This window comes from Paenibacillus farraposensis (genome assembly GCF_020736845.1).
Classification (GTDB): Bacteria; Bacillota; Bacilli; order Paenibacillales; family Paenibacillaceae; genus Paenibacillus; species Paenibacillus farraposensis.
Genome location: NZ_JAFFQR010000063.1, coordinates 1 through 16833, shown reverse-complemented (window position 1 = coordinate 16833; position 16833 = coordinate 1). Strand labels below are relative to the sequence as shown.

21 protein-coding genes are annotated in these 16833 nt (G+C 46.6%); 7 read left to right on the top strand and 14 right to left on the bottom strand.

Annotation, left to right across the window (positions count from 1 at the left end):
• Nucleotides 1-3: 3 nt before the first annotated feature.
• Complete coding sequence (locus tag JO375_RS24505) at nt 4-138, bottom strand: hypothetical protein (protein WP_267497677.1); 135 nt, start codon at nt 136-138, stop codon at nt 4-6.
• 143 nt (nt 139-281) lie between these two features.
• On the opposite strand from JO375_RS24505, the gene JO375_RS08855 reads away from it, so the two are divergent.
• Nucleotides 282-464, top strand: a complete 183-nt coding sequence (locus JO375_RS08855; protein WP_229524123.1) for a DUF2524 domain-containing protein — start codon at nt 282-284, stop codon at nt 462-464.
• Between the two features lie 97 nt (nt 465-561).
• On the opposite strand, the gene JO375_RS08850 is transcribed toward JO375_RS08855, so the two are convergent.
• The 4 genes from JO375_RS08850 to JO375_RS08835 all read right to left on the bottom strand — a co-directional run bounded on the left by JO375_RS08850 (nt 562) and on the right by JO375_RS08835 (nt 4574).
• A complete protein-coding gene (locus JO375_RS08850; protein WP_229524122.1) occupies nt 562-1494 on the bottom strand; it encodes a dihydroorotate dehydrogenase in 933 nt (310 codons plus the stop codon).
• Entirely contained in the window at nt 1475-2176 is a 702-nt protein-coding gene (locus tag JO375_RS08845) for a dihydroorotate dehydrogenase electron transfer subunit (RefSeq protein WP_229524121.1), read from the bottom strand. Before JO375_RS08845 ends, JO375_RS08850 begins: the two co-directional genes overlap by 20 nt.
• A 139-nt stretch (nt 2177-2315) precedes the next feature.
• Nucleotides 2316-3413 (bottom strand): 23S rRNA (adenine(2503)-C(2))-methyltransferase RlmN, encoded by a 1098-nt coding sequence (rlmN, locus tag JO375_RS08840; protein WP_229524120.1) that lies wholly within the window; start codon nt 3411-3413, stop codon nt 2316-2318.
• Between the two features lie 234 nt (nt 3414-3647).
• The gene (locus tag JO375_RS08835; protein WP_229524119.1) at nt 3648-4574 is read right to left on the bottom strand and encodes a LysR family transcriptional regulator; all 927 of its coding nucleotides are present in this window, start codon (nt 4572-4574) and stop codon (nt 3648-3650) included.
• Nucleotides 4575-4694: 120 nt separating this feature from the next.
• On the opposite strand from JO375_RS08835, the gene JO375_RS08830 reads away from it, so the two are divergent.
• Entirely contained in the window at nt 4695-5438 is a 744-nt protein-coding gene (locus tag JO375_RS08830) for an SDR family NAD(P)-dependent oxidoreductase (protein WP_229524118.1), read from the top strand.
• A gap of 60 nt (nt 5439-5498) precedes the next feature.
• Here the strand turns inward: JO375_RS08830 and JO375_RS08825 are convergent, their stop codons facing one another.
• The gene (locus tag JO375_RS08825) at nt 5499-5849 is read right to left on the bottom strand and encodes a winged helix-turn-helix transcriptional regulator (RefSeq protein ID WP_229524117.1); all 351 of its coding nucleotides are present in this window, start codon (nt 5847-5849) and stop codon (nt 5499-5501) included.
• A 210-nt stretch (nt 5850-6059) separates the two neighbouring features.
• On the opposite strand from JO375_RS08825, the gene JO375_RS08820 reads away from it, so the two are divergent.
• Together JO375_RS08820 and JO375_RS08815 are read left to right on the top strand one after the other, a co-directional pair.
• Nucleotides 6060-6611 carry an NAD(P)H-dependent oxidoreductase gene (locus tag JO375_RS08820; protein ID WP_229524116.1) on the top strand — a complete coding sequence of 184 codons (552 nt, stop codon included), beginning with the start codon at nt 6060-6062 and terminating at the stop codon, nt 6609-6611.
• A gap of 30 nt (nt 6612-6641) precedes the next feature.
• A complete protein-coding gene (locus JO375_RS08815; RefSeq protein WP_229524115.1) occupies nt 6642-7352 on the top strand; it encodes an SDR family oxidoreductase in 711 nt (236 codons plus the stop codon).
• 106 nt (nt 7353-7458) lie between these two features.
• On the opposite strand, the gene JO375_RS08810 is transcribed toward JO375_RS08815, so the two are convergent.
• Nucleotides 7459-8253, bottom strand: coding sequence for a YheC/YheD family protein (locus JO375_RS08810; RefSeq protein ID WP_229524114.1), 795 nt, complete (start codon nt 8251-8253; stop codon nt 7459-7461).
• Between the two features lie 271 nt (nt 8254-8524).
• Here JO375_RS08810 and JO375_RS08805 point away from each other — a divergent pair, with 271 nt between their 5' ends.
• The 3 genes from JO375_RS08805 to JO375_RS08795 are packed head-to-tail and all read left to right on the top strand — an operon-like array spanning nt 8525 to nt 10444.
• Nucleotides 8525-9103 (top strand): TetR/AcrR family transcriptional regulator, encoded by a 579-nt coding sequence (locus JO375_RS08805; protein ID WP_229524113.1) that lies wholly within the window; start codon nt 8525-8527, stop codon nt 9101-9103.
• A gap of 29 nt (nt 9104-9132) precedes the next feature.
• On the top strand, nt 9133-9873 hold the full coding sequence (locus JO375_RS08800; protein ID WP_229524112.1) for an SDR family oxidoreductase: 741 nt from the start codon (nt 9133-9135) through the stop codon (nt 9871-9873).
• A 34-nt stretch (nt 9874-9907) separates the two neighbouring features.
• Nucleotides 9908-10444, top strand: a complete 537-nt coding sequence (locus tag JO375_RS08795; protein ID WP_229524111.1) for a Crp/Fnr family transcriptional regulator — start codon at nt 9908-9910, stop codon at nt 10442-10444.
• On the opposite strand, the gene JO375_RS08790 is transcribed toward JO375_RS08795, so the two are convergent.
• From JO375_RS08790 to JO375_RS08760, 7 genes are all read right to left on the bottom strand, one after another.
• Nucleotides 10377-10898, bottom strand: coding sequence for a DinB family protein (locus JO375_RS08790; protein WP_229524110.1), 522 nt, complete (start codon nt 10896-10898; stop codon nt 10377-10379). The two genes, JO375_RS08795 and JO375_RS08790, sit on opposite strands and share 68 nt — an antisense overlap.
• A 66-nt stretch (nt 10899-10964) precedes the next feature.
• Nucleotides 10965-11909 carry a helix-turn-helix transcriptional regulator gene (locus tag JO375_RS08785; RefSeq protein ID WP_229524109.1) on the bottom strand — a complete coding sequence of 315 codons (945 nt, stop codon included), beginning with the start codon at nt 11907-11909 and terminating at the stop codon, nt 10965-10967.
• Nucleotides 11910-12062: 153 nt separating this feature from the next.
• Nucleotides 12063-12803 (bottom strand): YheC/YheD family protein, encoded by a 741-nt coding sequence (locus JO375_RS08780; protein ID WP_229524108.1) that lies wholly within the window; start codon nt 12801-12803, stop codon nt 12063-12065.
• Between the two features lie 15 nt (nt 12804-12818).
• Nucleotides 12819-13931: a 2-aminoethylphosphonate aminotransferase gene (locus tag JO375_RS08775; protein ID WP_229524107.1), complete on the bottom strand. Its 1113-nt coding sequence runs from the start codon at nt 13929-13931 to the stop codon at nt 12819-12821.
• A complete protein-coding gene (aepY, locus tag JO375_RS08770; protein ID WP_229524106.1) occupies nt 13928-15088 on the bottom strand; it encodes a phosphonopyruvate decarboxylase in 1161 nt (386 codons plus the stop codon). The genes JO375_RS08775 and aepY overlap by 4 nt, the downstream gene beginning before the upstream one ends.
• The gene (gene aepX, locus JO375_RS08765; protein ID WP_229524105.1) at nt 15088-15987 is read right to left on the bottom strand and encodes a phosphoenolpyruvate mutase; all 900 of its coding nucleotides are present in this window, start codon (nt 15985-15987) and stop codon (nt 15088-15090) included. The genes aepY and aepX overlap by 1 nt, the downstream gene beginning before the upstream one ends.
• Nucleotides 15988-16032: 45 nt before the next feature.
• Entirely contained in the window at nt 16033-16761 is a 729-nt protein-coding gene (locus tag JO375_RS08760) for a YheC/YheD family protein (RefSeq protein WP_229524104.1), read from the bottom strand.
• Nucleotides 16762-16833 lie beyond the last annotated feature (72 nt).

Here is a 16833-nt window from a genome sequence, read left to right as displayed (position 1 = left end):
GACTTACATGTGAACTGCAACCCCATCACCTAGCTTCTTTCTCAAGCTCTCCATTGGGAAGAAGAGCATGTCTTCTGCTTCTGCTTCTGCTTCTGCTCCTGCTCCTATAATTCCTTGATATTCGACATCGTTTGACAAATTCCTTCTTAATCTGCAAGCTCTAAAAAAACCTCCAACGACAACAAACGCAGCCTTTATCTGAAATAAAACAATATACTGAATAAGGAAGAATCAATTCTCCATAATAAGGACGTATACCTAACGAAATGGAGGACAATCGGATGATTGACAATCTCGAGAGCAATTACAACTGCGCCAATGCAGGACAGGATCTTCATCAGCTCAAGCAGGAACTCGCTGCGCTTCAGGAACAAGGTGCACACGACCAAGCATCCAAGGAAGCCATTCATCGGCTGGAAAATCAAATTTCATTCATCTTGAACAAGTGCGATATTAACCACTAATTAAGCTTGGCTGTTTCGGTAAAATAAAATACAAAACCGGCTTGCCTAGAAAGACAAGTCGGCTTTGTATGCTTAAGTTTATGCAAACATACGAAATTTACAGGATTCCTCGTATCTCATCCAATGACTGCACCTTTTCCTGCTGCATCCATTGCTCAAGCCCGTGTACCAGTTCAGCCCCGGCATACAAATGGACAAAATTGTACGTTCCCACCTGAACCGCCGCAGCTCCTGCCATGGTGAATTCAATAATATCCTCCACCGAACTGATTCCGCCCATTCCGATCACCGGAATCGACACGGCCTGAGCCACCTGATGAACCATGCGCAAGGCAATCGGCTTGATTGCCGGGCCGGAAAGACCTGCATACGTATTCGCGAAAACACTGCGGCGCCGACGTATATCAATTTTCATCGCAGAAAATGTATTGATCAGCGAAATCCCGTCTGCCCCTTCTTCCTCGCACATCACCGCCATTTGCGTAATGTTCTCTGCATTGGGAGACAGCTTGACGACCAGCGGGAGCGCGGTTACGTTGCGCACCTGCCGCACGACCTCACGCGCCACCTCCGTCTGAATGCCGAATTGCATCCCGCCCTGCTTGACGTTAGGGCAAGAAATATTCAATTCCAGCATATCGACACCACGGCGATTCATGGTGCGGCGTTTTTGCGCGTTTTCCGTAATCATAGCCACCGCCTGAACGTATTCCTCCAGATTGGAGCCGCCCACGTTGGCAATAACAGCCGTGTTCCAGCGAGTCATTTCATCCAGCTCATCCTTCAAAAAAGCGGCTACACCCGGATTCTCCAACCCCACGCTATTAAGCATGCCGGATGCCGTCTCGTGTACCCGCGATCCCGGATTACCGGCCTTTGGATGAAGGGTTAGCCCCTTGCCGACAATGCCGCCCAGCAGTTCGGGAGAATAAAATTCCGCATATTCTCGTCCGAACCCAAACGTACCGGAAGCCATAATGATCGGGTTCTTGAACGGTACACCCGCAATATTACACGCCATGGAGATCATCAAACTCCACCTCCTCTACCGGGAATACAGGCCCTTCCTTACACACCCTGCGATTACCTTTACGAGTACGCATCGTACAGCCCAAACATGCGCCGATACCACAGGCCATGTGCCTTTCTGTTGAAATATATAAACTGGAGGATGTCCCCACCGTTTTCATCGCGAGCGCTTGTAGCATGGGGGTCGGCCCGCAGGAGAACATATTCGCATAAAGATTCGGATCGACCTGCTCGACGATGCTTCCTCCGACCTTGACCTGCACCGATGCTGCGACAGCCTCGAAGGCCTCGACCCCGAAGGCTTGCTGGGCAAACCCCAGATAAACGTGCGCATGCGGGTAATGCTTGGCAGCCAGCAGCAATGGGGCCGTCCCCATGCCGCCGCCAATTAAAGCCAGGCTCCCTTCTACCTGGGGAAAACCGTTGCCGAACGGCCCTTCCAGTTGAATCTCCTGCCCCGGCTGTAGCCGGGAAAACAGGCTTGTCCCCTCTCCAACAACCCGGTATAAAAAGGAAATATGATCTTCCCCGATATCATAAATGCTAATAGGTCTGGGTAACAGTGGATAATTCGTCCCGCTGCGCAGCATGTAGAACTGCCCCATTTGCCCCCTGAAATTCCCCTCTACTTTTATCACATAGATGCCCGGAATGAGTGCCACATTCGAAATTACGTTAGCCATATAACCCCTCCACTAACCATTCACTATAACGTAAAAGCGGCAACTATTACGTGACTATTTTCACATTTGCAGATGATGTTTTGCCCTTAAATTCGTATGCAAAAAAAGCGTACTCCTGTAAGAGAGTACGCTTGCGCATTTAACTAATTGCTTCGCGTTCCAAATTGCGGCTGCCTTGGGCATCCTTGCGGATTTGCTTGCTGCGAAGCTGTCCGCAGGCCGCGTCAATGTCGGCCCCGTGCTCTAGCCGAACGCTACAGCTAATGCCCTGCTTTTTCAATACATCATAGAAGCCGGTAATGGATTCAGGCTCGCTCCGCTGGTATTGGCTGTGCTCATCCACCGGATTATACGGAATCAGGTTCACGTTCGCCAGATTGCGGCGATGGCCTACCAGCTCAGCCAGCTCCAGCGCGTGCTCCTTGCCGTCATTAACATCCTTTAACAAAATGTATTCGAGCGTAATGCGACGATTCGTTTTGTCCAGATAATAGTCAATCGCCTGCATAAGCTTCTCCATCGGAATCGCCCGGTTGATCTTCATAATACGGGTGCGAAGCTCATTATTAGGCGCATGAAGGGAAATCGCCAAATTGACATGCAGATCGGAATCTGCAAATTCAATGATTTTATCGGCCAGCCCACTGGTAGAGACGGTAATATGCCGAGGGCCAATCGCCAGTCCTTTGTGATCCTTAATGACCCGAATGAAATCGGACAGATTCACAAAGTTATCAAACGGCTCGCCAATCCCCATGACAACGACATGGCTGACCTGGTCGCCCGGACGCTCCTGATCCAGATACAGCTGCACCTTCATAATTTGCCCTACAATTTCACTGCTGGACAGGTCACGGCTCTTCTTCAGCAGTCCACTAGCACAGAAGCTGCATCCAATATTACAGCCTACCTGCGTCGTCACACATACAGACAGTCCAAACTTATGCCGCATCAATACAGTCTCAATCAAGTTTCCATCCTGCAGCCGGAACAAAAACTTGACCGTCCCGTCCGCCGACTGCTGCTTCACATGCTCTTCCAATATTTCTATGGAAAAATACTCTTCCAGCAGACGAGTACAGTTCTCATGAACCTCTGTCATCGCTGCAAAGTCAGTGACCCGCTTCCGATACAACGCATCCCACACCTGCAACGCGCGAGATTTCTTATGGCCATGCTCCATGAGCCATGCTGCCAATTGATCCAGCGTTAATCCATAAATGGATTCCTTTTTCATGTTTGATCCTCTTTTCAAAACTTAAAATTTCGTATTCCTCTATATAAATCAAAGCCATCGCCATTCGTCTCAACTATCATTGCATCATAGCATGTTTAAGCTTTCTGCGCTATTCAGGCACTTCGTTATTGTCCCAAATTTTAATTATGAGCACAAGGGGCAAACCCATTCTATTCCCGAAAGTTCAGTGTAAAATCAGGTGATGCGATTGGAATGGTTGCCTGCAAGCAATTATTAGCATTCAGGCGGACCTGAGCTGGAAGTGTACACGATGGGGGATATTTCCCCAAGCTCCTGTTTCAACGTGGCGTACAGTCTTGAGCTCGCCAGCTTTAGCGGCGCCTCTGATGCTTTACAAAGGATTCCGAAGGTCATATCGATCAGGCTTCCACTTAATTCCCTCACCGCTGTCCCTTCCGGGACAGGGCAGACCAGAATTTGCGGCACAAGAGCTATTCCCAAATCGCTTTCCACATAAGATTTCAGAGCCGTCATGCTGCCAATTTCCATCGTGTCTAACGTGGTTATTCCATATTCCTTCATGACCATTTCAAGCTTGCGACGATAAGGACAGATGGTCGATGTAATAAGCAAGCGATGGCCTTGCAAATCCGCTGGTCCAATGCATTCCTTTTCTGCAAGCGGATGATGTTCAGGCATCAAAACCACAAAATTCTCCTTAAATAAAGGTTCAAAATAAAGTGCTGTGCCCAAATCCGGTGCGGAACATAGCGCCACATCTATATCCCCGTGGAGTATACGCTCGCTTAGCGTGGGGGTATTCCCAAACTCAACCGAAATGCGAATGTTCGGGTAATTCGATAAGAATCGTTTTAAAATTCTCGGTAGCCGATAACTGGCGGTCGGTTCGGTCACTCCAATACGAATGTGACCTGCGGTCCCCATTTGCAGCTCCTCCATGTTTTTTTGTAATTGCTCCATGTCCTGTACAATATGCAGGCTCTGCTCGTACAACATCCTGCCCGCTTCGGTTAGCTTTATTTTCTTGCCCCGTTCAATCAGTTGAACTCCCATATCGGCTTCGAGCTTCTGCATTTGCATCGTCACTGTAGATTGTGCGTATTTCATCTCTTCCGCTGCACGAATAAAGCTACCGTGATTCACAATCATTTGAAATGTTTTCAGCGTTCTAGTATCCATACGCATACTCCTTATAGGCATTCAATTTTATTGAATCATTTGTTCGATTAATTCAATTATACAGAATTCAGTGCATCCTCTACAATGATAAATATCAGAATAAATAAGGAGTGTTTAGAAATGGATTTACAACAAACGATAGCACTGGTTACGGGTGGAGGTACAGGGATCGGGAGAGCCATCAGTCTGGCGTTGGCACATCGAAAAGCGACGGTAATCGTCAACTACTCCCGCTCTAAACACGATGCGGAGGAAACGGTGCGTACGATCCTTGAACAAGGTGGACGTGCTGTCGCACTTCAGGCGGATGTTTCCCAGGACAAGGAAGTTCGAAACATGGTCGATCAGATTGTTCAGCAATTTGGAACGGTTGATCTGCTCGTGAATAACGCCAGTATTACACAGCATATTCCTATGGATGATTTGGAAGCAGCCACCGAGGAAGTATGGGATGCACTTTGGGATGTAAATGTAAAAGGCATGTTTTACTGTGCCAGAGCCGTAGCTCCTTATATGAAGAATAATAGACGAGGGGCTATCGTCAATCTAGGAAGTATAGCGGGACAAACGGGATTAGGCTCCTCACTTCCCTATGCCGTATCCAAAGCGGCCGTTCACGGGCTGACGAAATCGTTAGCACGGGCTTTGGCACCGGATATTCGGGTCAATTGCATCGTGCCGGGAGCGGTAGCGACCAGATGGTGGGCAGGCAGAGAGGAACAAATGAAACAGCTGGCTCCCCATTTGCTTCTACAGTGCATTTCCACACCTGATGATATTGCCAGCATGGTGTGTTTTGCCTTGGAGCAGGAAGCCATGACAGGCCAGATTATTACGGTAGACAGCGGACAAACACTGCAATGACAACAACCGCCTTCCCAGCAAGAAGACGGTTGTTGTTAAGAGCCCCTCTCGGACAATCTCTCAATGATCTGCTTTTAATTCCAGTCCAAATCTCTTTAGCTCAATAAAAATACCCTCCAGTCGCTTCCCTTTTTCTGTTAATGAATATTCAACACGGGGGGGAACCTCGGGATAAACCTTCCTCTCCAACAGACCATTGTCTTCAAGCTCCTTCAGGCGTAGAGAAAGCGTTTTGGGACTAATCCCCTTCATAGATTTTAAAAGCTGGCTAAATCGCAATGTTCCTTCGATAAGAAGGTCACGAATGATTAAAAAGGTCCATTTCGTACCAATCAAATCAAGCGTTTGGGCAATAGGGCATGGCTCGCCTGGTATCCCTTTGGTTAATTCAATTGGCTCTTGAACGTGCATAGGAACCATCCTCCCAAAAACATCTGTTAACCCAATAGTATCACAATAATTCCTTTAAGGAAACTATATGAATTAAATAATACTACTTCCCTAAATGAATTTAATATATATACAATATCGATGTAACAAATAACACTTTCTCTAACATGAGAAGGTGATTAGCCGTTGGGAACAGGGACAACAAAGACAGTGGGAAAAGGAGATGGAGCAATGAAAAATATACTCATCATTAATGGTCATCAAAAGTATGATGCAGCCGAAGGGAAATTGAATCAAACATTGATGGACAATATGGTGCGGCTCTTAAGTAAAGAGAACAACATCAAAACAACGACTATCCAAAACGGCTATACGATTAGCGAGGAACACGAGAAGTTCCTATGGGCCGATGTGGTCATCTACCAGACGCCTATCTATTGGTTCAGTGTTCCAGGATCATTGAAGACTTATATGGATGAAGTTTACGCTTACGGTGTATTCTTCACGGGTGCTCGTGAATATGGAAGCGGCGGCTTGTTAACCGACAAAAAATATATGTTCTCAACGACCTGGAATGCCCCGGAAAAAGCCTTTAATGATCCAGCTCGCTTTTTTAATGGCGATAGCTTGGAAGTAACGCTCCGTCATTTGCATTCTGCACATACATTTCTCGGCATGAAGCCTCTGAAGAGCTTTGCATGCTATGACGTTGTTAAGAACCCGAATATCCCCCAATTTATTACTAACCTTGATACACATCTACAAGCCGTATTCAATGATTAATACATTAAGCTAACATAGGAGGTTATTGAATTGAAAAATCAAAAAATTGTGATTATTGGTGGAAGCTCTGGTATTGGTTTAGAGACAGCCAAGCAAGTCATTTCGCTTGGTGCGGAAGTGGTTATCGCCAGCCGTTCGGAAGATAAATTGCACAAGGCCAAAGAAATGCTGGGCCCACGGGCTGCAGCATATGTGCTAGATACGACAGATGAGCAGCAGGTAAAATCCTTTTTTGAACAAGTCGGCAAGTATGATCATCTGGTCATTAGCGCAGCAGAAACATCTGGTGGATCATTCCTCCAGTTGGAAACGGTTCAAGCGCGCAAGCTATTCGAGAGCAAGTTTTGGGGCCCATATTATGCAGCCAAATACGGAGCACCCAAGCTCTCAGCCCAGGGGTCCATAACCTTATTTTCCGGTGTAGTAGCATATAAACCGATGATTGGGTCCTCAGCACTTGGGGCTGTTAATGCAGCCGTTTCGAATCTTGGTCAAACCTTGGCGCTGGAGCTTGCTCCTATCCGCGTGAATATCGTCTCACCCGGTATTATTGATACACCTTCCCGCAGCAAAATGCCCGAAAATACACGTAATCAGTTCTATGCTACGGTGGCAGATAAGCTCCCTGTAAAACGAGTGGGACATCCCGAGGATGTTGCACAAGGCGTGCTTTATTTAATCCACAATCATTTTGTGACCGGAACTGTTCTCCATGTGGACGGAGGACACACTCTGACCTAAACGCTTTGTCAAAAATCATGTTAGTGCAGAGCACAGATTGACTTAAAAACGGAGAGCACTCCCGCGCTTTTGCTTGGGTGTTCTCCCTCTCTTCCTCCTGATCTCATCAATGATATTTCTCCCAATGCCGAATCCGGCGTTTGTTTTTCAAAATGTTGCGAACCATCCCATAATTGGGTAACTGCTTGAACAATTTATGACCGGGATGCGGATTGGCCTCAATAATCCAGATTTGACCACTTTTCTCAATGGCAAGATCAATACCCAGCTCGCGATATGGGTAATTTTTATCAATCGTGTCAGCAACCATTTTGGAAAGCTCAATGATCTGATCCAGCGTTTCTTTCATTTTCGTCCTGTCATTCTCAAAGACCTTTAAAAGCACTTTGGACAATGGTGCCGCATGTCCTCCTTTGCGGTAATTGGTAACCACTTTTCGGGGTGCGGCAACACGACCGGTCATTCCTGAAATGACCCATTCTGATTCGGGCTTCTGCATGTATACTCTGACATCAAAGATCGATCCTTGGTATTTTGCCAACCGAAGCCCTTGTTGTACCAAATAGCGGCGATGTGACCTCCGATAGGTTCGGATCGCTTTTCTCACCGCGTGGGATCTGACAATTCTGCGGTTAGAGCCGCACCGAATCTCATATCTCCTCCCCAGCTTTTTTGCCCGTATAACACCTGTTCCTCCGCTTCCATAATTGGGCTTAATGTAAACCGTCCGATATTCATCCAGCATGCGAAAGGTTCTTGCTTTGCTAATCCAATTCGTTTCCGGCAAATGAAAACGCAAAACGGGATGTTCTTGCATTTCCCTATATTGAATCATCTTTCCAATGGGCACGAATATCCCTCTATTCTGTTGGGTTTTTGCACACAATACATGAATATGCATCCATATTCTATCTTGGTAACGGCGAATGCCATCCTTTGCTATAAAAGAGGCTGCCCCCCTATAACCTACCTCCTTTGATTCAAGAGAGATAAATCGATATATTCATTAACATGACGCATTATTGTATATACCTACGACGGGGTCAAGTGGAACTTCTCCAACTTTCTGATTGATCGTGTCGAGTGACAAATATTATTTTTTGTCATTTGATACTTTTTTGTGTTATCCTGATACAAGGAGGTGAATTACACGGCGAATGAGTCGTGTCTCTATGGAAAAAACCTTAGATGTGTTGACTAAAGAACAGATTCTTGTCGCGACAGAAGATACACTCAGGCGGTTTGGTGTAGCCAAAACCTCTGTGACTGATGTTGCTAAAGTATTAGGTGTGAGTCATGGCAGCATCTACCGACATTTCAATAGCAAAGCCGAGCTCCTCGAAGGCGTGACCGCAAAATGGCTGAATGATAAGATTATCGCCCCGCTGTCGGAGGTGTGCCATGATTCATCCTTAAAAAGCACATCCCTTTTAAAGCAATATATTCAGACTTTAGTCGAACTCAAGCATGATTACGCCCGTGATGATGAGGAAATGTTCCAGATGTACACCCGCGTCACTGAGCAAGCAGCAGATGTAGTCGAGCAGCATATAGACCACATTGTCAAGCAACTTGCTGATATCATTACACGGGAGGGCATCGCATCGGATCATCCCGTTCAACTGGCTCGTACCCTTTTTTATGCGACAGCACGTTTTCATCATCCTGCTCATGCCTACGAGTGGAAGAATCCTCTCATTGATCAGGAATTTTTGAATGTATGGACGCTGTTGGAACATGGAATCTCTTAAGCATATAATGGAAAGGAGGTTAAACAGTCATGAAGCAGTTGGATGGAAAAACAGCGATTGTCACCGGATCATCGAGAGGTATTGGACGTGCCATCGCAGAGCAGTTGGCAGATTTGGGCGCCCGTGTCGTCATTAATTATGCCAGCAGCCCGGATAAAGCCCAGGAGGTCGTAGATAGTATTATTCAAAAAGGCGGCAAAGCCATCGCGCTTCACGCCGATCTGGGCAAAATAAGTGATATTGAAGCATTATTCACGAATACCCTGGCGGCATTTGGCAGATTGGATATTCTGGTTAACAACGCCGGACTGATGATCACCAAGCCGCTTGCAGATGTAACAGAGGCCGATTTTGACAAGCAATTTGCCCTGAATGTAAAAGGCACCTTCTTTGCTTGCCAGCAGGCGATGAAGCACATGGAGGACTATGGAAGAATCGTGAACCTGTCCACGTCCGTTATTGGACAAATGTTCCCGGCCTATAGTGTATATGCGGGCACCAAAGGTGCTATTGAACAATTTACCCGCCAGCTTGCCAAAGAATTCGGGAATAAGCAAATTACGATTAATGCCGTGGCTCCGGGCCCTGTAAATACTGAGCTTTTTCAGGCAGGAAAAACAGAGCAGCAGATCGAAGGCATGAAAAAAATGAATGCATTTGGACGTCTTGGTGAACCCGGAGATATTGCAAATGTGATTGAATTCCTGGTCAGTGCCAAGTCACAATGGGTTACCGGGCAGACGATCCGCGTCAATGGCGGATTTATCTAAAAAGTAGTACATGGAATGGAGGCTGTTCACGTTCATGATATTACACAAAGGCGAAACCCTGTTTCGACAAGGGGAATCCGGCCCTCTGTATCGGCTAAAGAGCGGCTTGGTAAAAATCATCCGAGTCCACGAAGATGGCTCGCAAATTTTAGTTAACGTTATTGTGCCTGATGAAATCATCCCGCATCATTCCCTGATCAGCCCCAATCCGTATTATGGTACAGCGATGGCGCTGGTGACCAGTGAGATTGAGGTCCTATCACAGAAGGAATGGTATCAGTCACTGGAGAAAGACCCGGCTCAATGCCGGGCCATTGCCTTGCAGCTGCAGGAGAAGCTGCGCATGATGCAGCAACGGATCGACCAGCTCACCGAAGTTTCACCTGCCGAGAAGCTGCACAAGCTTCAGCGCTGGTTCCACTCCTATATTGCACCGGCTACGCTGACAGACGTGCTGACACAGGAGGAAATCGGGCAATTCATCGGGCTGCGTCGGGAGACCATTAACCGGCTATTGCGCGCTTCAAACGCTCCTTCTGCAAAAGGTGGTGCCGATAGTGCATCTCGATAAGCAAAAACCACTCCCTGGCATTCAGTGCACCAAAGCGGGGGTGTGAAATGGTATATCCCCCTGAAGATTCGCGGAGGACGGGCTCAATCTCTCTCATGCGGTGAATCACCGTGTGTAATCTCTCCACAATGTCTTCTTTGCTGGTCGGTTGCGGAGGAGTGTATTGTGGAGATGGCGGGACCTGGATACGCATGGGCGGAAACCCTCCCAGATTAAATATAGCTGTACCCGTCTCGGTTTTAAGCCCCATCTCTCCATCCGGCTTTAGACAGAGCTCCATATTTTTAAGATGCATATGAAGGGCGGAATCCACCAAATGAAGGTACATTTGCCCAAGTGACCATTCTCCTTCCTGCGGTACATATTGCAGCTGCTCCAAGCTAAAGCTGTCCAATTCAAGGAGATAGTGTTGTACCGTTTCTTCAAAACGCTGTAATGTTTCAGTAGTATTCATATCCTATTTAAGTCCCCTTCCCTTTAAGTAGCTTGATTATACACAAATGCTACTGACAGCATTATGTCAGTAGCATTTCAACATTTTTTCCACTTCTGCGCGTATCCGCTCCCGGAGAGACTCAGGCTCCAGTACGACCATGTCCGCTCCCCATCCGAGTATCCATTGCAGTAATTCCTCCGGCTGCCTAACGCGGAAGAGTACGTGCAATCCATCTGCACGCTCCTCCATGGCCTCCAGGTAGAAATTGCCGGATTCCTTCACTTTATCTGCAATTGCTGAATGGGCTAGTATGCAAACATATACATGGCGGTCATCGGTTTGCTTGTAATCCTGCAAATTAAAATCCTCAGGAAGCTGAAACCTGTCCTCCAGCACGATCAGTTCGTTCATACGGGACAAGCGGAAGTGCCGGAGCTGCTGACGTAATTCGCATTGCCCGATCAAAACCCAGGAGCCATGCATCAGCACAAGACCGTAGGGTGCAACCACACGCACACTTTGACGATTCCCGTCTGCCTCCGGCATTCTTTTGGAATAGCCAAAGCGCACCTTTCGTTTTTCCAATATAGCGAGACGCAGCATTTCCAAAAATGTTTTTTCCGTACGATTTACTTCTTTCCCTCCTGTGAGCAGCCTGATGGTTGTACGCACCCGGGAAACCTCTGTGCGAACACTCTCTGGTAAAATGGCTTCAATCTTCCTGCGGGAAGTTTGCGCTCTGGTGCTGTATTCTGTATCAAACTTCTGTTCGACAAAATCGGTTCCTATTAGCAGTGATACGGCCTCTTCCACGTTAAAACTCACCGGAGGCAAAAAATATCCCTCCATCAGGGAATATCCAACCCCCGGCTCGCCTACAATCGGTACACCCGATTCGCTCAAAGCCTGTATATCCCGATAGATAGTTCTTACACTCGTTTCGAATATAGCTGCCAAATCCTCAGCTCGCAAAATATCCTTGCGTTGCAATTCTAGCACGATGGCTAGCAAACGGTCTGTTTTGTTCATACCAGGCACCCTCTCTGAAAGAATCTGCGCAGCAATATGAAAGAGCAATAAGGGCAGTCCTGTATACTACTGCGGCTTATTGCTCTCTTTTTTACGCTCGTGTCACTACTTTATTCTAATTTGTTCAAAGAAAAAGTTACAGTTCATTTTATGTCAGCCGTTTTTGTAATCCGCAATGCGGTAGTACATCGTTTTATCCTTCAGCTTACGGAAATGGGACATTGCCGGATAAAGATTGGCTTCAATAATCCCGATCCGCCCTTTTGGGTCTAATGCAATGTCCAGTCCATACATACGGTGTCCCGGGAAAAAAGCGCTTAATCTCTTGGCAGAACGGATGGAAACACGATCAATATCGGACTCTAATTTACGGGCAGACAGGTGCCAAATGGAAGATTGCCGGATGCCGGGTTTAAAGTGGAGCAACGTGCCTTTACTCCGTGTATTATTGGAAACAATATAACCTTTGCCTGCAACTTTGATAACCTTTCCTGTGACTACCCATACAGATGAGTCAGTTCTCCGTTGAATGATGACTCTCATATCAAAAGGACGATTGTTGATGGTCGGACGGGTAATTCTGCGTTGAACCATATAACTGGCGTTCCCGATTTTTCTTCTAATATAATGATACGTATTGGTCCTACCCCGTACTAAAACTCTTATATTCTCGTAATGTACAATGTACTTATGTCTTCCTATCCGGGAGACCTGAAAGATCCCCCGGCCACGACTCCCCCACACCGGTTTCACCATCACATGCCTGTACTTGGAGAGAAGTTCCGAAAAATGATACCTGTTCAGGAGCTTCGTTTCCGGAACATAAGATCTTAGAGACGCATGCCTTCTCAATAATAAATACTTGTACCACTTATCTTTTGTTGCTGATGCCATGAGACTCCACCTTTCTCACCCGCATTTTATACTACTGAGATAGCGTTCAAGCAATTCCAAAAATAACTCCATCTCCTTATACGTGATATCACCTATATTGGCAATCCGGAACGTATTTAGTTTCTCAAGTTTGCCGGGATAGATCATAATGCCTTTACGGTAGAAATAATCATGCATCGATTGAAAATCATAGCCTGCATAATGGGGTTCAAGAATGGAAGTAATGATTTTGGAATGATGCTCTTCGGGAATGATGTAGGTTAGACCTAAGCGGGCTAACCCGTGAATCAACGTTTTCCATGATGTCGCGTACCTTTCGTACCTTTGATCCACCCCTTCCTGCTTTAATTCCTCAATCGCTTGTCTAAGCGCATATAAGGTTTGGACTGGAGGAGTAAACCGCATCTGCCCATGTTCCACAAAATAGCTGTATTGGGCGTACAAATCCAAATAATAGCTTCTAGGTTTCTGGCCTTTCAAATTCTCCAATTTGCTTTTTTCGGCGATCACAAACGAAACCCCGGCCATTCCCTGCAAGTTTTTGTTGGAGCTTGCCGCCAGGAAGGCAATGTTCATTTCCTTCAATTGAATTGGAATAGCCGCAAATGAGCTCATGGCATCCACGATCATGTCGATTTGATACCTTTTGCACAATTCCCCAATATCCTTCACCTTGTTGAGCAGGCCAGTTGTCGTCTCGTGATGTACGACGGCCAGATGGGAGACGGCGCGTGCGGAGGATTGGATATACCTTTCCAATTCAGCCAAATCAATCGCATCATCGGGAGGACTTTTGAATTCAAAATAATCTACTCCATAAACATTTGCTATCTCGCACATCCGTTTTCCATAGGCTCCATTGTTGACAATAATTACTGCCTCGTGATTTGGAACCGAATTGATGATGGACTCCACCGCTGCAGTACCCGATCCGCCAAACAATACGGTCGAATAATGATCCGGATCTGCGACCAGCCGGGTAAGCTCTGTCGAAATATACTTCATAATTTGCCCAAATTCGGCTTCGCGTGGACAAATATCCGGAACTACCTGTGAACATTTCACACTTTCGGTAGTTGTGGCCGGACCAGGGGTAAGCAAAATGTTTTTCTTAACGAGGGGACTCATGAATCACCCGCCTCCTTGCCTTTCCAAGAACCGTTATGAATAAAACGCTGCAGACGTTCTTTTACTTCATGAGGCTTCATATGCGGACGAGCAAGCTGATGCTTGGAATACTTGGATATTTTCAGGTACAAAAATGTAAGCCCTCTATTTACTTTCCACTCTTGTAAAGAGGCTTTCAGTTCCTCGAGACTGTGAACATAAATCGACTTCGCATACCCGCAGGAAGCCGCTATGTCTATAAAATCGACATTATGGGATACCGTACTTTGCCCGCCTGTTGATTCATGTGCGTTATTATCAAGCAGAATATGAACCATATTGGGCGGATGATAATACCCATTGGTTGCCAGACTTCCCATACGCATCAACAGAGATCCGTCTCCGTCAATCACGACGATATCTTTGCCTGGTTGGCTCAGAGCCAAACCAAGTCCAAAGGAACTGATACAACCCATCGAACCTACCATGTACAGGTTGTTCGCTGCATCTTCAATTTCATACAGCTCACGCCCGGTTTTACCAGTTGTTGCTATCTGTACGGTATTACCGTCTTTCATGGAGTTAATCGCAGATAATGCATCATACCGTGTTGGCATTGGATGGTCTGCATGAACATGCTGCCGGATCTGATTTAAATGATTGGGGGTTTGCAGTTTTTGCAATGGCTCTTTATCAAAAGTCCCCTTCTTCACGACAAAAAAGAACGAGCGATGCCGCGCAATTTGTGCATTAGCCTGAATTAACTGATTTTTTGCATCATTTAAATCTTTGGAGAGATACTGCCATTCAATATCCATCATATCCAGCATTTGTGTTGTGATCCGGCCCATCAGTTCATGTTGAGGTTCGTCAGATACCCCCGGTTCCCCGCGCAGGCTGACAAATCCAAGCAGCGGGATATGAAAAGGGTAATTAAGGGAGGTCAATGGCGAAACAGCATTGGTTAATCCTGAATTTTGCATAAGAACTACCGACTTCTTCCCCCCTACATAAGCCCCGGATGCAATAGCGACGGCATCCCCTTCATTAGCCGCTGCAACATAATCGCATTCGTTTATGGCATAATTAATCAAGCTCTTCAAGAAAGAGCATGGAACACCGCTGAAGAAGGTAAATCCTAATTTCTTCAGCTCCTCTCCTAACAATTTCGTGTCCATTATACATGCCCACCCGAACCCGATTCTGACGACGGAAAGTATTGCCGCTCCGCAGCTTGCAGTTCCTCGACTCCTTGAAGCCGAAATACTTCTTCGAGGGTGGCGACACTCTTTTCAATATGAACAAGGCTTTCATCCCGATAAATTCGGTTAGATAAATGTTGCATGGCTTGAATGGATGCTCTTAAATTATGGTTTGCCCAAATCACAAGGCTAATCCCCAGCTCCTGAAACCTGGCGGTTGGAGTCGTATAGTATTTGGTAGGCACGATTACTACCGGCAATCTTCCCGCCCATTCCTTCATGAACGTTTCAATCTCTGCGGCGTCCGTTCTTTTACTGTGTATGAAAACGGCATCGGCTCCTGCCTTCCGGTACGCCTCCGCCCGCTGCAGCGCCGCTTCAAGCCCTTTCCCGGCAATAAATGCCTCTACTCTGGCCACGACGGTAAAGTCCTCGTCGGTTTGCGTGTCTTTCATCGCTTTTATTTTCCCGGAAAACTCCTCGATATCAGCCAAAGCCTGCCCTTGACCGTTAATGAGCGAATTCATTTTGGGGAACCGCTTATCTTCAATGCATACCCCTGCAATAGAATGCTGCTCCAGCTTCTTCACCAGCCGCCTTGCGTTATTGAAGTTGCCGTACCCCGTATCTCCATCCAGCAAAATTGGAATGGACGTAGCATCACTCATGAATTCCAATACATCCAGAACCTGCGTCCAGGAGGCCTCGTTGCTGTCCCTTACTCCCATCGCTGCAGAGATGGATAACCCGCTGGCCCAAATTCCTTTAAACCCTGCCTCCTCCACAATTTTGGCCGACAGACCATTATGGGCTTCCATGATAAACTCCAGTTTTGGCGAATTCACCAAATTTCTGAGCTGCTTTGTTTTTTTCATTGGAACCTTCTCCTTCTCCCCTAAAAATAACGTGCCAGGAATAATCTACTTCCAAATAAGACGCTTATTTCCCATGATTGTGTTGATCATAGTAGGATCGGAAAGCTGAGTGAATAGCATATGTCCGGGATGGGAATTGGCCTCAATAATCCAAATGCGGCCTTTTTTATCTATGGCAATATCGACCCCCAATTCACGAATCGGATACCGTTGATTAATCGTTTTGGCAATGATGACGGATAGTTCGGAGATTCTACGGTAATAGGCATCCGCTTTCGTGCGGTTATGCTTAAAAAGGCTGAAAAGCACTCGATACAAAGATGCTGCATGCCCTCCTTTATGATAATTGGTAACATACTTATGGGGTGCCGCAACACGGGCGGCCGCGCCGGAAATAACCCATTTCCTCCCTGGTTTCTGCAAGTAAATCCTGGTGTCAAAAATCGACCCGTGGTACTTAGCTAACCGCAGCCCCCTCTGTACTAAATACATGTGTCTGGTTTTTTGGTATGACTTGATTGCCTTTAAAACAAAACGGAATCTGACAATCTTTCGCCTTGAGCCCCTGCGAACCTCATATCCTTTCTTTAATCTCTTGACCCGGATGATCCCGCTACCACCACTCCCGTGATTGGGCTTTATGAAGACTGATGAATAGGTATTCAGCATCCGCGAGGTCCTCGAGTCTGTAAACCAGTGGGTTTCGGGTAAATGCGGACGCAAAACGGGATGTTGCAACATTTCTTTATGCTTTTTCATTTTTCCAATAGGCACCATTCATCCCTCTTATCTTTTGGGTTTTTTGCGCATATCGTATGCATATGCACCCAAATCCCCGACTGCGTG

Coding starts and splice junctions, on each gene's coding strand:
- JO375_RS08830 (WP_229524118.1), top strand. CDS start 4,695: ATGGATTTACAACAAACGATAGCACTGGTTACGGGTGGAGGTACAGGG.
- JO375_RS08780 (WP_229524108.1), bottom strand. CDS start 12,803: ATGGCATCAGCAACAAAAGATAAGTGGTACAAGTATTTATTATTGAGA.
- JO375_RS08795 (WP_229524111.1), top strand. CDS start 9,908: ATGATATTACACAAAGGCGAAACCCTGTTTCGACAAGGGGAATCCGGC.
- aepY (WP_229524106.1), bottom strand. CDS start 15,088: ATGGACACGAAATTGTTAGGAGAGGAGCTGAAGAAATTAGGATTTACC.
- JO375_RS08810 (WP_229524114.1), bottom strand. CDS start 8,253: ATGCATATTCATGTATTGTGTGCAAAAACCCAACAGAATAGAGGGATA.
- JO375_RS08820 (WP_229524116.1), top strand. CDS start 6,060: ATGAAAAATATACTCATCATTAATGGTCATCAAAAGTATGATGCAGCC.
- JO375_RS08845 (WP_229524121.1), bottom strand. CDS start 2,176: ATGGCTAACGTAATTTCGAATGTGGCACTCATTCCGGGCATCTATGTG.
- JO375_RS08850 (WP_229524122.1), bottom strand. CDS start 1,494: ATGATCTCCATGGCGTGTAATATTGCGGGTGTACCGTTCAAGAACCCG.
- JO375_RS08785 (WP_229524109.1), bottom strand. CDS start 11,909: ATGAACAAAACAGACCGTTTGCTAGCCATCGTGCTAGAATTGCAACGC.
- JO375_RS08805 (WP_229524113.1), top strand. CDS start 8,525: ATGGAAAAAACCTTAGATGTGTTGACTAAAGAACAGATTCTTGTCGCG.
- JO375_RS08775 (WP_229524107.1), bottom strand. CDS start 13,931: ATGAGTCCCCTCGTTAAGAAAAACATTTTGCTTACCCCTGGTCCGGCC.
- aepX (WP_229524105.1), bottom strand. CDS start 15,987: ATGAAAAAAACAAAGCAGCTCAGAAATTTGGTGAATTCGCCAAAACTG.
- JO375_RS08825 (WP_229524117.1), bottom strand. CDS start 5,849: ATGCACGTTCAAGAGCCAATTGAATTAACCAAAGGGATACCAGGCGAG.
- rlmN (WP_229524120.1), bottom strand. CDS start 3,413: ATGAAAAAGGAATCCATTTATGGATTAACGCTGGATCAATTGGCAGCA.
- JO375_RS08790 (WP_229524110.1), bottom strand. CDS start 10,898: ATGAATACTACTGAAACATTACAGCGTTTTGAAGAAACGGTACAACAC.
- JO375_RS08855 (WP_229524123.1), top strand. CDS start 282: ATGATTGACAATCTCGAGAGCAATTACAACTGCGCCAATGCAGGACAG.
- JO375_RS08835 (WP_229524119.1), bottom strand. CDS start 4,574: ATGGATACTAGAACGCTGAAAACATTTCAAATGATTGTGAATCACGGT.
- JO375_RS08800 (WP_229524112.1), top strand. CDS start 9,133: ATGAAGCAGTTGGATGGAAAAACAGCGATTGTCACCGGATCATCGAGA.